We start from the raw sequence: 17,674 nt of genomic DNA, 5'->3' as shown, positions 1-17,674 counted from the left end.
GCAGCCGTGCGTACGCAAATTGGCCCACCCATCGACCGTCAAGTTGACGAAATTGATAGACTCTGACGAAAATCTGGCCGATGGAAGAGGCCTAATCTTGCAGAAAGAAAGCCTGTATTTGCGGAACTCCGGTCAACAGGTGCGACGCAACGCTTAATACCATTGAGTCGGACTCTTACCCTACCTGCCCTTGGTCAGGGCGGCTTCCGGTATTTAAGCCGGGTCCAGGTGTGAGTGCGACAGGATGAGGCTTCGTCTCGGGGTCAAAAAGGTACTTGCCACACTTATCGTGGCGCTGCTTCTCATGCAGCCCATCCTTGTCCTCGACTTCTCCAGCCCACTCGGCTCCGCCTCCGCCATCGAGACTCCCCTTTCGGAACCGATCCGCCTCACCGAGATCGCGCCCTCGCAAGACCCATACGTCCTCGCGCAACGCGCTGCAAAACTCGCCAATTACGATTGGCGCCTCGGCAACGTCCTCACGAGCCTCGCGATAGCTCGCGGCCTCGACGCACGCGACCCAGTTCTACCGGACGTCTCCGGCGACCTTCCACTCGTCCCGGCGCTCCTCGCCCTCTCGTCGGCCACCGGTCGGAGCGCTCCGACGGACGCCGAACTCCTCAAAGCCGCCGAACTCCCCCCGAACCTCCAACGCGCACTCGCGCTCATCGTCGTCTCCGCCTCGAAGGCGGCGAAGATGCAGACGGAAGCGATGGGCGGTGCCACCGGCGACCAACTCGTTTCCCTCGCAAACGGTGGACTCGACGATGCAGCGGCTTCGGCGCTTCTCAAGCGCTTGGACCTCGCCCGCTCGTACGAGGCCGCACTTCTCATGGACTCCGCCGTCGAGGCCGCGACCCCGACGCTCAAGGGGTGGAGCGCTTTGCTCACCTCGAATCCGACGACGCGTCGCGCCGTGCAGGCGTCAAGCTACCCGCTTGAAATGGCGATCACGGACTCGCCCACGAGTGCTCTCGAAGCCTACGCCTTCACCATCGCTTCGAGCGGCCGCAACGTCCCATCCTACTCCTTCGTACCCCGCATCACTCCCGTCTCGAAGGCCATTGCTGACTTCTACAAGGCCGCGTACATCCCGGCGAACCCCGACGACGGGCTCGCCCTCCTCATCGCCGACCAGGCCGTGCCGCAAAAGACCGCGGACCTGGTGAGCGTCAATATCAACGCGTTGACCGACGCATTGCAACTCGAACGCCAGGCGTTCGCCCGATTGACCCCGGACGACATCTCCTGGCTGAAGAGCGTGTCGCCTCAAGTCGAGGCGGCAAGCGGCTCCAAGGAGCTATTGACCGAAGATCAATCGCGCACGATACAGCGTGTTGCCGACCTGGTCTCAAGAGTCGACCTGGAAGCACTCACCCGGGCCGCCTCGACGCTTCTTGGAGCCTCCGAATACTCGACTAACAACCACATCGTCCCAGGGGTCGACGATCCCGACGGTGTCCCCTCCGGCCCGCCATCGCCCCCGGGCGACCCGACGGGCGCGGTCTGCCCCGGCGGGACGACCCCGAACCAGCCGAACCCGGGAGACCCGGACGATGCGAACAACACGCGCGTACGCGTGCCGTGCACGACCGTCTTCATCCAGAACCGCGGCAACGCGAACGGGACGCGCACGGTCGGCATCGACACGAACGGTGACGGTGTCTACGAGCGCGAGTTCACGTCGCCGAGCGTCGCCTCCAAGGTCGATCTCGAAACGCTCGCGGTCATCATTTACGACGACGAGAACAACGACGGCGCGCCCCAGGAAAACGAGATTGATTTCAACAGCCAAGGCGTCGTGGATCCCGCCAACAACGTGATTTTCCACGACCCGTACGGCTTCTTCATCGTGGGCGGCGAGAACGAGACCCGTTTCGACAAACGCTACGCGAAGGTGAACTACTACCTCGTCCCGCTAGGCCGGCGCGACGACGCGTTGGGTGCATACAACGGCAGCATCGGGCCCCTGTCGCTACGTGACGCCGTCAACAGGATAGACGCGTTCAGCGCTCCCCCGGCACTTCTCCCGGGCGGATCGTGGACGATGCTCGTCACCCAGAACATGACATACCCCCCGAACATCACCGTGAACCCCGGTGGGTACAACTTCCTCACCCTCGACATGGGCGGGAACGACACTTATGTGAACAACATCGGTGGGACGGGGGACAACGAAGTCCTTTTCCTCATGAACATGACGTCGAGTTACTACGTCGAATCGGCGCATGGGAACCGGAGCAACACGGTCCGCGGCGGGCCCCTCCCCGGACTCTTCGGGAACAACCCGTTGTGTTACCTCTACGATTTCAACACCTACATCCTCTTGAACAACGGCAACATCGGGTACTGCCGCGGCCCCGATGACCGCCAGATGCCCGGCGCCGGACCGCCGCGGCCCGGCTCTCAGGCGGAATTATACGTGCAGGTGCAGCCGACGGCGGCCCTCGCCGTCGATCTCGGCGGAAACGACAACTACCGCAACGAGACCGGGGGCAACTACACCGTCGGGTCCGGGATCGCGGGCATCGGTGTCCTCTACGACGCCGCGGGCAACGATTCGTACTCGGGCCTCCAGAACTCGACCGCCGCTTCCTACATCGGCGTCGGCATCATCGCCGACCTCGCGGGAGACGACGATTACTACTCGCCGAAGAACGGGACGTCCATCGCCCGCATCGGCGGCACGTCGCTCATCTACGATGCGGGTGGGAACGACACGTACTACTCTGGCGAGTTCGGCATAGGGGTCGGCATCTTCGGGACCGCGGCGATACTGGAGAAGGAGGGGGACGACAAGTACCTCTGGAGCGACGGGATATCGACGATCGGGCGCGGGTACCCGACGCTTGGGGTCGTCCTCGACTTCGCCGGCGATGACGAAGGATTCAGGACGAACACGCGAGCGGAGGCGGGTGGCGTCGGGACCAGCGGCAACGTGCAACCGATGGAGGCAGAAGTCGCTTCGTTCAGCGCCGCCACCACGGGTCTCGAGCCGATCGAGTTTTATGAGGCGGCCAATAGGAGCAGGGCCGGTGGCATCGCCCTTGACATGGACCTCGAACGCGACGACTCCACGAGCCTTGATGGGGCCCACGTCCAACGTAAGTCGACGGAGACGGTCGACTTCAAGCCACGCCTTTCCACGCCCTCATTCTATAACATTTCCTTCGCCTTGTACGTCGACACGCCCGGCCTGTTCCAACTTTCCACGGAGGCCGATTCCGTCCTTCCGGGGAGTTACGTGCTTCAAGTCGATCTCGGCGGGTCGGACACCTACCTTGGAAGGGTCGGCACCGCCATCATCGAACTCAATGCCACGACGAACACGACCCGATATGACGAGGTCGGGACCGTTACGGGCGGAAGCGAACACTTCTTCGTAAACTCCACGAATAGTTTCTTTACGCCTGTTGCTTTGGCGATCGATGTGTCGGGATCCGACACGTATGGCCTTTCGGCGACGTCGGGCATAATAGGAAACCTCGGCTTCGGCCTCGGCGGCATCGGGATGCTCTTCGACCTTTCCGCGTCTGACTCCGACTTTGGACGCGACACGTACAACGTCCGCGGATACGGCGAGGGTGCCGGCACGGTCTTCGGGATCGGCGTGCTCGTCGATGAACGCGGCGACGACATCTACACTTCGAGGAACGTCTCCAGATTCATCCTTCATGAGGCGAACCAGAACGCGAGCAGGGCCCAAGGGTTCGGCGACTGGGGTGGTGTCGGGCTACTCATGGATCGATCCGGTTCCGACACGTACGAGGCGCTGCAGCTATCCCAGGGCGCCGTTCATGCGACGCTCACCGTGGAGGGAGGCGTCCTCTACGATGGCGGTGGCGAAGACACGTACCGCGCCCTCGCCCGGTCGCAAGGCTTCTTCAACTCGACAACCATCGGTACCCAAAACAACCGGTCCAGTCCGTATCGGTTTGGACAAGACTATCGGAATGGTAGGGGCCTTAACGACCAGATTGGCTCCCAATTGAACGGCACGCAGAACAGTCAAGCGGTCCCCGAATTCGGCGCCGGGCTTTTCATCGACGACGGTTACGCGCAGGACAATTACAATTCGACGCTCGCAGCTTTCGATCACAGGAACGATTGGCAGTGGAAGGCCGATGGGGGCGACGGGCGCTGCCAATGCGCAGACGGAAAAGGCGTGGACATGGAATACGACCTCGGCCGCGGCATCGACAATCCCGACCACTACGCGAATTGGCTTCTCGTCCAGGCGGACGGCGAGACGGCGATACGCCACGCGCGCGCGGTGCTTCTCTCTCCCAGTGTCCGTATCATCGAGCCGACGGGATCCGAACCGTTTTCAGTCTCCGACACGGTGAACGTCCGGGCGAAGGCGAACTTCGGTCTCCACTCGATCCTCGTGAACTCCGACGCGTTGGCGCAGATGGCGCTTGAGAGGACGGCGCAGTGCCTCAACGGCAACCGCCACGACATCGCGTTCCCGACCGAGCCATACGATGCGCACCGCGTGCGTGCGCTATTCGACGATCTCACGAGCCGCGGCGGCGTCCTCATGAACAACATCGGGAGCGTAGGGAATTCGAATGTCCCCGTGGGCGGCGACGACGTGGCAGCCATCGGCGATCCAGCCATCAACACGGCGGTTGGACTTGTCAACTGCCGCGGTTTCGGCATGTCGCTCGCACCCTTGCCAGGTCCTCAAGACCTGTACAACGCCGTGGTCCCCATGGGCCCGTCTGTCGCTCCTGGCGGTGGCGAGCTCGTCCTTGACACTCTTAACATTGTCCTTGAAGCGATCGCCACGGAGATCCCCGACGATGACGCGAAGGCGAAGTTCCTCGTTGTGAAGAACGGCATCAACCACGCGCTCGGGGCCATCGACGACTGTAGGATACAGTACGTCCGCGATGCGAAGGACTGTGCCCTCGGCGAGGCGTCCAAATCCATCCGCGAGAACACGACCTACGCGATCACGCTCCTTGAATCGACGAGCATGAGCGACTTCATCCCAGGCACATCTGGGCAGGGCCTCCTCGCCGCTTCCGAGGGGACGGGCCGCGTCGACCGCGTCGACTTCTTCGTCGAGGGCGTCCCGGTGGCGGCGAATCTACGCGTGGGCCCCGTCGGAAGCTCCGGCATCTACGGCTTCGAGTGGCGCACCTTGAGGCTCGCCTCGTCGGTCATCAAGGTCTCGTGGACGACGGAACTCGCGTCCGACTCGACCGTTCACTACGTCACCGACGACGGCACGGTGGCATCGGTCCACGACGCGGCGCTAACGACGGAACACGAACTGGAGTTCATCGCCGTCGGCGACGAGTCTTACACTTTCTGGGCCAACTCGACGATAGGCTCGTCCGCCTACGCGCGCACGAACCTTTCCACGTTCGCCTACCCGAAGATCACCGCGGGAGGCGACAACCACACCTCCATCGGCCTCAGGATAAACGACTTCGCCGTCTCGCTCGACCGGGAGGTCGGCGCCCCCCTCTACCCGGATTCATTGTGCGACAACTTCGGGTGCTTCACTTACAACGTGACGGCACTCGCGTACCTCAAGGGCTTCACGGGCGACAGGGCGACGGGAGACAGTTACGGTCTCTACCCGGGCGAATCGATCGTCAAGGCCTCGGTGAACAACCTCCCGAGGATAACCGAGTTCGAAGTGACGGACCTCAACCCGGGCTCGACGACCTTCTACTTCAACGCCACCACCTCCGAACCGGCGGAGTACGAAGTGAGGCTTTCAGGCGACGACCTCGACATCGTCCTCGCGGAGTTCCAGGAGGAGGGTTCCCCCGTCCGCGTCACCACGCGCTACTTCGACGTCTACCGGTTCATGGAAGACGGTTTCGACGATTTCAGCGTCCAATGGGACGGAAGACTCACGGATGGGACGTTCCTTCCCGAAGGCGAATACGTCCTCACGGTCGCCCTCAAGGACAGGCCCGTCGACGGCGCGCGACGTCTCAACGACCCCGCTGCGACGACGCTCCTACGCGCCGACAAGACCGCTCCGATGGTCAGTGTCCTGACCGTCCCATGCCACACCTATCTCGGCGTCTGCTACGCGAACGGCACGAGCGCCCCGGCAGGCACGATCACCATGAAGTTGAGCGGCGACCTCGCCCCATTCGTGGCGGGCGCGAGCCCCATCAAGACGACGCGCGTCTACGTGAAGGAGATGGACGTGGACGCGGGGTCGACCAGCACCTGCAACGACCTCCACCTTGAATACGCGAACCAGGCGGCGTCCGTCAATTGGTGCAAGGCCGGCGACACCGAGGCATACTCGGACACGTTCGTCTACGAAGGCATATCGGAGGGCCTCCACCGTTACTCGTTCATCGCGTTCGGCATCGACCAGGCGGGCAACGTCGAAAGCGGCCTTGCGACTTTCCTTGCAGCGCCCGACCCGTTCGGTCTTGCGAACACGGAGGCCACGACGACGCTCGACACGACCGTGCCACCGCTCCAAACCCTCTCATCGCCCGTCTCCACGGGCACCACGGCGACGAGCGTCACTTGGGAACTCGACGATCGCCACGCCGACACCGTGGGAGCGCGCCTCTACTACGGGATACAGAAGTCGGGGGCGACGTCCTTCTCCATCCGGGAGTACCGGACTTTCACGAGTTCGGTCGATTCCACGCTCTTTGACGCGTTGGAGGCGGGCGAGAGCGTCGGCGACGGGGACGTGGCCGTGTTCCAGATGAGGGCGGAGGACCGCGCCGGGAACCTCGGCCCCGCGAAAGTCAGCCAGACCGCCTTCGACTTCAGGGCCCCGACCGTCATCGGCGGCGAAGCGCCCGCGGAGCTCACGCACCAGAGCGTAATCATCAAGTGGGCAACGAGCGAGCCCTCCACGTCCAAAGTCGAGTTCGCACCCCTTGGAGGGGAGACCCTCGTGCCGGTCGAGGCTGAGACCGACGAGGACGGCACCATCCACTCGGTGACACTCACTTCGCTATCGGCCGGAGCGACGTACGTTTACCGCATCGTGGCGACGGACGTCGTCGGAAACTCGAACACGACGGCCTTACGCGAGTTCGCGACCAACCCCGTGATCTCGGCGCGTATCCTCTCGCCGGAAGCAGGCGCGATACTCGAAGGCGACTCCACGGTCCTCTACGTCCTCGACCAGATAGTCGAGGACAACTTCGTCACATACGAGGTCCGCCTCTCGGTGGACGGCGGCCTCACGTTCCCGCATGCTCTACGCCCGAGGTTCAACGCGTACGACTTCCCGCCCGTGGAACGCGCCGCGAACTTCGACTCGGCGCGCTTCCCCGATACGCCCCGGGCGGTGGCCCGCCTCATCGTGAACAACAGCCTCAACGGAGCGAAGCCCCTCATCATCGACAGCCCCGTTTTCACGATCGACAACTCGCCGCCCACGACCACCTTGAACGTGTCCGGCTCGCAAGACCTTTCGAGTTGGCGCAATTCCACCGTCACCGTGAGTTTCGAGACGAAGGACGCTGGAAGCGGCGTCGAGGCGACGCTTTACAGCCTCGACAACGTCACGTTCAAGAGTTACGATGGGCCGTTCGCGTTCACGCGCGAAGGCGAGTCCCCCATTTTCTTCAAATCCATCGACGTGGCCGGCCATTCGGAGGCCGCGACCGTCGGCTCCATCAGGATAGACCGGACGCCCCCGACGCTCAAGGCCGTCCTCAACGCGGGCGACACGCACACGGGGACTTCGAGCGTGAAGCTCTTCCTCTCCGCAAGCGATTCGCTCTCTGGCGTTTCGTCCGCCCGTGTTTTCAACCAGGGCGGGGTGGAGCTTCCCGTCGACAATCCGGACATCGCGGACGGCATCACATTGAACTGGCCGCTTCCGAAGGGCGACGGGTCGAAGGTGGTCTTCTTCCGCGTCGGCGACAATGCGGGCAACTCCATCACGACCAAGGACGCGATAATCGTCGACACCACACCGCCCGAGGTCACGGACTTCATCGTCGAGAAGCGGGAATTCACCTCCGTGGTCGTCGTCGTGAGGACCAACGAGTACTCGACGGCGGCCGTCGGCTTCGCGGAGACCGGCGGGTCCGACTTCCTCGGCGAGGTCAAGGACAACATCCTCTCCCGCTCGCACAGGATCACGCTCGCAAGTCTTCGGCCCGGCACCGATTACTCGCTGCGCCTCGTCGTCGCGGACCAAGTGGGTAACGTCGGCGCCGGGGCCGGCGGTGCCTCGACCGTCGAGGACAAGAGCCCGCCGGGCGTCCCTGGTGAACTTCGGGCGAGCGACCTTCGTAACGGTCTCGTGCGCCTCAACTGGAGGGCGGCCACCGACGACGTGGGCGTGAGCCATTACCTCGTACAGCGTTCCGAGGACAACAGGAACTTCGTCACCGTCGCCTTCGCGGAGGGCCTGAACTTCGTCGACGACAGCGCGGTTCCCGCCGTGCCCTATTATTACAGGATAGTCGCCCAGGACCGGGCCGGGAACATCGGCAGCGCGTCGCGCTCCGCGGTCGTGAAGGCGACGACGGCGCCGACCTTGTCGGCCGGCATGGTCTCGCCGGAAAGCGGCGACGGGGCGACGAGCTTCACTTTCAGCGTGGTCTACCGTGACCTCGACAACGACCCGCCGGCGTTCATACGCGTGATCGTCGACGGAAAGCCTTACGACATGAGGAAAGCTGAACAGTCCGTGGAGTTCAGGAGCGGCGTCAAATACTCGCTCGCGACCCACCTCGACGAGACGCGCCTCTCCACCGGCACCCACTCGTTCCACTTCGCTAGCGGCGACGGGCTTTCGCGCCTCCGCTACCCGGCGTTCCACGATTCAAGCGGTCCCGCGGTGGTCGGCTCCGTGTCCTCGTCGATAAGCACCGACTCGATAACGCTTCCCGGGCTCAAGGTCAACAACGTGCCGGGCTTCGAGACCGTGGCCTTCGCCGTCGCCTTGGTCGCCGCGGCCGTCTTTTCAAGGAGGCGTGTCCCGTGAAGAGGAAGGGCGACCGCGCCTTCGCGCTCCTAGCGCTATTCATCCTCATCGCCTCGGGGACACCCGTCCCGGCGGCAGCTCAGTTCGAGCCCACCGGGGACCCGTTGACGGATGCGACGGAAGCGAAGAACTTCACGGCGGGAACCGCCGGCAACGCGAGCGGCTACGCACCGAGGATGCTCATCTACCGTGAGGACTTCGAAGGCCCGGCGTCGCTAGCGGCCCGCGCCTTCGCGGAGGAGTCGCTACGGGGCTCGCCCGCGTGGGTAGTCCAGAACGTGGACACGAGCCAGATACGCATCGGCGGCATCAACCCCGTCACCGTGAACTCAGGCAACCAAAGTGCCGGCATCATGGGGCCGTCCGGCAGTTACGAGCCGGGGGTCGACACACGCCTCGTATCGCCCGTCATCGACCTCCGCTACGTCGTCGGGGCGAGCGGTTCCGCGGACAAGCCGTTCGAGAACGAGACGTTGGTCGAGAACCGGCAGGGCCTCAAGACGGCGTTCGACGCCGTCTTTGGCGGAAACGGCGTCTGGGCCAAAGACGCGAGGGCGAATTCGCACCTCATCATCACCGATCCGTCGGACCTTGACTACGTCATGGTCCCGCAAGGCCTTTCAGACCCGTTCGATGCTCTCTCTCCGGGTTGGTTGCCGTTCACGTCGCAAACGGCCCTGACGGACTTCCCCCTGAGCCCGAGGTTCCGTCAACAGGGGACGCACAACCCCGTCCAGGACCGCACGGGTGCGAGCCAGATCAACCTCACGTTCTTCCACAAGTACAACCTCTCCGCCGGTGACGGCGCCTTCCTCGAAGTGCGAGTGCTTAAGGACGGGAAGTGGAGCGAGTGGCGCCCCGTGGAGCCCGATGCCTTCACCCAGAACGACACGGACGAGCCGACGCTCGGCCTGCGGACCGATGCGTCCGCCGTCGTCGAGGGGCGACGCTACGAAGGCGGTTACACCGACCCCGCAAGGGTGGGACAAAAAGGGCTTCCCCAAAACGCCTGGCTTGGCGAATCCGGCGGCATGGTGATGAGCCGCTTCATCCTCAACAGGTACGCGGGCACCGAGATGCAACTTGGCTTCCACGTCGTCTCGAAGGCGGCCTACGTCATCGGCACCGGTTGGTTCGTGGACGACGTGAACATCACGGCCCCCGTCCCGCCGCGAGACCTGTACGTTCGAAGCGTCGACGCGCCTAGGGGTTCGGACATCGCTCCCGTCGGGCACTCGATAGCCCTCTCGACGACCATCAAGAACAACGGTTTCCTCTCCGCCGACAACGTCACCGTGAACTTCACCGTCGAACGCCTCGGCACGGGGACACTCGTCGTCTTCGGCGAGACCGTGGAAGCACCTTTCCTCGATCCACAGCAAGAGGCGCGCGTGCGCTCCGACACGCTCTTCACGCCGACGGTCGAGGGCGATTACCGGTTGCGAGTGCGCGTCGCCGTGGCCAACGAAGCGAGCCGTGGTTACGACGACATCAACGCGAGCGAGACCGATGCTTTCGCGTCGAACAACGAGGGCACGGTGGACTTCAAAGTCCAGAACGTCGGCGGTGTCCCCAGGATCCGCCTCGCCCTCACGCAACCGGAGACCTCGGTCCTCACGAACGCCCGCGCGGACAAGACCATCACGTTGACGCTCACGAATACGGGGAACGTCCTCCAGCACGGCACGGCGCGCCTCACCGTCGTACAGGTCGATCCCCTCGACATCACGAGGCCCATTGGAACTCCTGTCGAGGTCTTGCCGACCGACGGGACGAACGTCGACGTGCCGTTCGACCAGACGATATTCTCGCTCGGGACGGGAACAGGCGGCGTCACGCGCACTTTCAGGTGGGGTGCCGAGAACCCGGAACTCGGGATATTCAGGCTCACGGCGAACTTCACGAGCGGCATCGACGGCCTCGACAGCGTCCCGATCCTGAGCTACGTGAGGTCTGTCCCCGCGCCGTACTTCTCCGAGAAGTTCGAGTCCCGCCTCAGCGACCCCGATTTCGGCGACGCTTCGAAGTACTTGAGGATGGGAAACGGTTGGAACGTGTTCGGGCAGTACAACATCACGATCGGCCAGACGCCGATGGTGAGGCAGATCCCGCCGGAGCCCGTGAGCGCGCCGTACACTCTCGAAGCGACCGCGCGCGACCTCGACCAGTACGAACAAACGCCTCGTTACTCGCTCGACGACGAGAAGGTGCCAAGTACACAGTCCAAGGCGTATGGTGAGGCGGGAAGTTCGTCCATACTCGACGACTACCAGGTGATGGCGTTCCTCGACCTCACGAAGCTCACCGATTATCAGCGCGCCTACCTCACTTTCTGGCACGCGGGTGGGTTCAATTGGACGGGCGAGGCCTCCGACTTCGCGGAAGTAGGGCGTTCGCAGGGCCGGGTCGAGATATACTCGGGCCAGACCTCTATCGATAACGAGACGGCAAACGAGACCGCCGGCACGGGACCCGTGGAACAAGTAGGCGAAGTGAACATCTCAAGCGCCGACCCGCGCATCCTCGCCCAGTACAACGCCTCCCACCAGTGGACGCGGGAGCGGTTGGACGTCTCACGCTACATCGGGCACAACGCGTCTCTCGTCTTCCACTTCAGGAGCACGCCTCGACGCTTGTCGGACCAATATGGGGAAGGGACCTCCGCGACCATCTGTCAACCTGGCGACACCAACAGGGCCGTCGCTTGCGACGCCTTGCGGGAACCGTCGGAGGGTGTCTGGACGATCGATAACGTGCAGCTCCTCGTCGCCGAGACCTTCACGCAGGGCACACTACTCATGGAGCGGGAACCCGTGGTCGCAGCGCTTGCGAGGAATTTTACCCGCCAAACGACGAACAAGGACACGTTGAACTTCACGAATGTGAACAACGCGAACGGCGCCTTGGCCACGATACGGGCGGACCTCGGAACTGGGGTGAGCGCGGACGCCGGGCCGGAGACCGCCACCACCGGAATCGGTTGGCACGTGCGCGACTACGCGCCCATATTGGCCTCCACGAGCGCCTACCAGTACGAGAACCACACCGCGTTCTGGAAGATCGACCCCCGCTGCGGTAGCCCCAACAATTCCGGGGAGACCGAACGGAGTGCGTTCCGCTTCGCGCGCACCTACGGGTGGAGCTACGACTCCGACAAGTGCCTCGGCCTTTCGTTCCGGGAGCCTGACCCCGGCGGAAGCTACCCGCTCAAAGGCACCTACTCGATCCTCGCAAGCCCCCTTTTCAACCTCACGGGCGCCTCGCAGCCGATGCTCGTCTTCGAGCACAACTACACGTTCGACCGCGCCATCAGCACCGCGAAGAAGTACTCTGACGGGGGAACGGTGTGGATCGCGGAGTACGATGCCGACGGTCGCCTCATCGACCGCAAGATCGCCGTCCCGGCGGCGGACTCGCCCGACCAGTACCGTGGCACCCTCTCGTCGGCGCTCGGCGGCGCGGGGACGGGCGTTTCGCTCGGCGACCACCCGCTCATGCCGGCATACACTGAGCTCGCCGGCAGTTTCATCAACGAGACCGGCGGCCAAAGCTACAATTCCACGTCGTTCGTCCTGAGAAGCGGTGTACCCGTAGACCAGAACCTCACGAGCGACCCCGCCGGCTGGGTCGAGGCCCGTTTCGACCTCAAGGAATACGCCGGGAAACGCATCAGCGTGGAGTTCCACGCTGTCATCCAGAACGGAGTCAGCGGTTCGAGCGCGGTCGTTCGCGGCCAGGGTTGGCTCATCGACAACGTGCGCGTCCTGGAACGCGTCCTCGCGAACGACGTGGGTATCGGAGAGATAGTGAGCCCGCAGGCGGGAAGCCTCGTCGGCACGGGGATAGAGCAGTTCGTCTTCGCCCGTATCGCCAACAACGGCCTATTCTCTCAACGCGGTGTCGCCGTCCACTACAACGTCACCTTCGCCTCGAACGGCACGAAGGTCTGGCCCATCGACACGAGGGCGAATCCAACGCCCCCGGAGATGGACCCCGTTTGTAACGTGCCGGTGAACGACCCCGATGGGTTCCATTCGATAATGCAGCGCACTCCCGCCGCGTCGGCGGCCGACGCAATACCGGGCCTACGCGACGAGGACCCGAACAAGAACCACACGCTCGGCTTCTCGAAAGCGTGGGTGCCGCAAGACGAGGGCGTCTACGCGATAAACGTGTGGACGCGCCTCGAGAACGCGACCGAACCATACGACGACGAGAACTGCCTCAACGACAGAAAGAAGATAGAGCTCACCGTGCGCAACATCCGGGACGCGGGTGTGGCCGACGCGGAAGCCCTTCCGGACGAGGCGATGGTCGCGCCGTTCGTCGGTGGCATCGAAAGCCCGCGCACCTTCACGGTCCACGTCTCGAACACCGGTTCCCTTCCCCTTGACTTCACGTCCGCCGAGGCTAGCGAACGCCTCGTCCTCGAGATACGCATATTCGACGAGAGCGGCGCCATGGACATCGCCCCCATAGAGCGGGAGATCAAGGCGTTGCCCTTGGGCGCGACCGTCGAACTCGTGTTCCCCAACGCCTGGGTCCCGGCCCGCTCCGGCGTCTACAAGATATTCTTCAAAGTCAGGCTCGAAACGCTCGACGGCGTGCCGCTCGACGATGACGCGGGTAACGACATCCGCGGTTTCAGCTACACGGTCTTCGACCTCCTCGTCCCGGCCGAAGGCGAGACGGTGAAGACCGCTTTCTCCTCCACGCACCCCTCGTGGTCGCTCGGGAACCGTACTCACAACCCGGGCGAAGGCTGGTCCTTCGGCGGCGCCGACGGTTACCTCGACAACGCGCAAGGCAACCTCACGCTCACGACCCCGTTGAGCACGGTGAGTGCGCGGAACCTCTTCCTCTCGCTCGACCACTACTACGACTTCGAAACCGCCTACGACGGGGGACGCGTCGAGGTGTCCGTCGACGGCGTCAACTGGGAGGCCGTGCGCCCGACGACAGGCTACCCCGGCGAACTCGCCTCCGCTAGCCCCCTTGTGACCGACCTCTCGGCCGCGAAGGGTGCTTTCACCGGCCAAAGCGGCGAGGTCACGAAGAGCTTCTTCAACCTCGGAACGGCGAGTGTGCTCAAGGAGACGGCGCTTCTTTTCCAGGACGATTTCAACGCCGCGACCAAGACGCGGCTCCAAGGCGATTGGAACGAGTCCACGATGATCATCCGCGCGCCGGACGGCGGCCGCTTCTTCTTCAGCGACAAGCAGATCCCGGTGAATTGGTCCGCGTCGCACACGTCGTCGTCGCGAAACAGGGCCGAGGGAGCGTGGTCCACGACGAAGGACCTCAACGTCCGCTTCGAACTCGACCCGGCGGCGGTCCTGGGAAGCACCGACGAGGGACAACTGCGGGTCCGCTTCCGCGATTGGCGCGCCTTGGGCGTCACTACGCACGCCGTGAGTCCTTCTACGCCGAACGATGTGCGCGTGTTCCTTTGGGACACGGAGTTCGACGCGAACGGCGCCGCGCGCCTACGGCAAGTGGACGCCATGGGCTATTCCACGTCGGGTTCCAAGTTCTACTCCGACAACTACCAGGACTGGACGGAACGGGACTTCACGGTGCCGTTCGGCAACGACATCCAGTACGGGGCGAGGAACTTCCTCTCGAAGACGAAGGACCGGATGGTGAACCTCACCTTCGAGCACCGGTTGTTGAGCGGGCTCACCGAATCGAACCCCGGTCCTTCGCCGCGTCTTAACGACACGGACGGTGTCGGCCCCAACTACGGGTGGGCCTTCGACGACGTCGAGGTCTACATCCAGTACAAGGACGGGCGCCACCTGACGCTCTACCGCGACCCCGTCGATTATTCGAGTTGGGAGGACGCGAAGGCGGCGAACTGGAGCCAGTCGTGGGTAAGCGGGGGAGCGCCGCAGGGCGTAGGCATCACCGACATGAACCTCAGCTCCGACACGACTTTCAAGCTCACGAGCGAGATCCGTGGAAAACGGGTCGCGAACATCTACGCGCCAGACTGGTCGACGGCCGTCCTCTACCGCTTCGAAGCGCTTCAGCGCGTGGCCCCGGGTTCGACCGGCCGCGCCGGTACTGCCGCCATGAGCGGCGTCATCAAGGGAACCGTCGAGGAGCGGGGCTCGGCGGAAGGACCGTACGTCGGTTCGACGGGTGGCCTGCGCTTTGCCGGCGGCCGGGCCGAGGCACGGGTCTCAAACCAATCCGCCCTGAACGCCTCCGGAATGAACTTCACAGGGTCTTTCGCCGCGCAGATATGGTTCAAGGCGGACGCCGTGGACGGCGTCATACTCAATCGGACGGACGGAGCGGGGGCCGAGAGTTGGCGGCTTGGTCTCGCCTCCGGCGCACTCTTCCTCCACGTGGACGTGCCGGGTGCCATGGCGCAATGCACGAAGACGGGTGTCCTCGCCCAGCCGGGGTTCGGCTCGACTCTCGATTGGCACCACGCGGTGGTGCAACGCAACAGTCCTCAAGGCCGCTACGAGCTTTACGTGGACGGCAGCCTAGGATGCACGACGGCACCTGGTGTCGCCATCGCGAACGCGTTCGGGAACGGCATGCTCTACGTGGGCTCGAACGGCACCGGGACATATCCCCTGTTCGCTGGAAGCCTTGCGGACCTTCGGGTGATGAATGTCACGGCCTGCCCAGGCTCGTGCCTACCGACCGCAAGCCTCGGCGCCAACGCCTCCACAGTGCTCCTTCTCCCGTTGAACTCGATCCTCAACATGAGTTTCAACACGTCGCTCGACCGGAAGGCGTACAACTCCGCCGGCGATCTGCTCCTCCAAGGCGACGCGCAGCAACTTGAATTCCCCATCGTGGGCTCAGACGTGCCGGTGGCCGGCGTCAACGCGGTCCTTAACATCCCGTACGGGAAGACCGGCCAAGCCTCGACGGCCGCGACCACTCTCATGCAGCAGCCCCCACGTGGCGGCTTGAATGGCGCGGGCCAAGGTTGTTCCGGTAATGCCTGCCCGGTGCCTCCAACGGGCTACCTCCCGTCCGCCGCAAGTCTGACGGTCGAGACGTGGATCAACACCACCGACACCGACGGTTCCGTCGTCAACTTCCTCAACACCGCGGGTTACGAGTTGGGCGTCAAGGGCGGGAAGGCGTTCTTCAAGTTCGGCGTCTCCGGTTCGCCGACACTCTGCCAAGGCTCCACGAACGTCTCCGACTCCTACTGGCATCACCTCCTCGGTGTTCGCGATGCGACGACGGCCAGCACTCAGAACTCGCAAGGACAACAGTTGCGCCTCTTCGTCGACGGCGTCATCGACAAGTCGTGTCCGTTCGCGAGCACGGCGGCCTTGACCGGCGGCACGCCGAGCCAACTCGTGATCGGCACGGGCGCGACGGGCGGTCAGTTCAACGGGAACATCTCGCAAACACGGGTAGTCGGCGGGGCGCGAAACTGGTCGCAAGGGTTCGACAACATCACGTTCTCGAAGGCAAAAGTCTGGGTGCAGCGCGTCGGGAGCGATGGGCGCACGTTCTACGAGGCGAACTCGTCCGGAGCCGACAGCCGCTTCGTGACGCCCTTGGACCTCAAGAGCGCGGTCGACGACACGTACCTCTACCTCAACCACCAGTACTTCTTCGACACGCTCAGCTTCACCGATGCACGCGGCACGACCAGGGGCGCCACAAGCGGCGGGAGGCTGGAAGTGTCCGCCGACGATGGGGTGACCTGGAGCCCGATAGAGCCGGATGCATCGTACTCGGGGATAAGCAACCAGTACTACGATCTCTTCAACCACAGCTCGACTTTCGCCGCGCACACGCCCTTTGCGGGGCGCGAGAAAGACCCCGAGCGGGACAGCCAGTTCGGTATCGGCGGCAAGGTGTTCGCCGGTTGCTCCAGGAATTCGGGCCCGAGCCTAGGCCAACCAAGGACCGCCTGCGAACGCTCGTGGAACAGGTTCAACCTCACGAACTACGCGGGCCGCGAGGTGCTCATCGCCTTCCACGCGTACTTCTCGACGACCGACCACGCCGATACGGAGTATTGGAGGATCTACGAGGTGAAGGTCCAAGCCTCGGTCTTACGCCCCGAACCGGACGTCTCCGTCCGCTTCCACGCGGGTGCCGACAACTCGGGCACGCGCTACGGTTGGGACATATTGGCCGCAGAGGTCCTCGCCGTGAAACACCAGGAGAACGTGGCGATCAAGGTGCTGACACCCTTGCCCCAGACGCCGGTGCTTCCGTCGTCCGCGGGAAGCAACCCCATCGCGGTCAAGGTCGCAAATCGGGGCCAGACCACGGCCACCGTCGGGTTGGACCTCACGGTCCACTCGAAGTGCAACGTCCCACCGCCCGATTGCAAGGAGGACACGTTGGCCCTCGACCCGTCGGACCCGACCACCCGGAAGACGTTCTTCCACACGGACACGTTGGTACTTGAGCCAGGCGAGGTGCGCGTCATCGACGCGGGCGATTCGGGCGAGTTCACGTGGAGCGCGGAACCGAAGCGGTCCTACACCGTCTTTGCGAACCTCACGAACGAGAAAGTCGGCGACGAGCTCCTCCTCTACGACAACAACGCAACGTTCGACATCCCGGAGACGCTCGTCGTCCCCTATTCGACCTTGAGGGTCCGAAACGTCACGGTGAGCCCGAACGACTACGACGCCGAGAACGGGACCGCGCCGGATCTCAAGGTCACGGCGAGAATCGAGAACTACGGGTTCGATTCCGGCGTCACCGTCACTTCCGCGTTCCTCAACG

At 63.8% G+C, this 17,674-nt stretch carries 2 protein-coding genes (1 of these 2 only partly in view); both read left to right on the top strand.

What is annotated here, in order from left to right; genetic code table 11:
* Positions 1-244 precede the first annotated feature (244 nt).
* Positions 245-8,947, top strand: a complete 8,703-nt coding sequence (locus HY556_11005; protein ID MBI4394302.1) for a hypothetical protein — start codon at positions 245-247, stop codon at positions 8,945-8,947.
* Positions 8,944-17,674, top strand: the 5' portion of a protein-coding gene (locus HY556_11000) for a hypothetical protein (GenBank protein ID MBI4394301.1). The gene runs 3,416 nt beyond the window's last position; 8,731 of the gene's 12,147 nt are visible here — the first part of the coding sequence; its start codon is at positions 8,944-8,946; its stop codon lies beyond the right edge, outside the window. Before HY556_11005 ends, HY556_11000 begins: the two co-directional genes overlap by 4 nt.

This window comes from Euryarchaeota archaeon, from assembly GCA_016207515.1.
GTDB lineage: Archaea > Thermoplasmatota > SW-10-69-26 > JACQPN01 > JACQPN01 > JACQPN01.
Note: the sequence above shows the minus strand (reverse complement) of the source record. Positions and strands in the feature narration are given on the sequence as shown.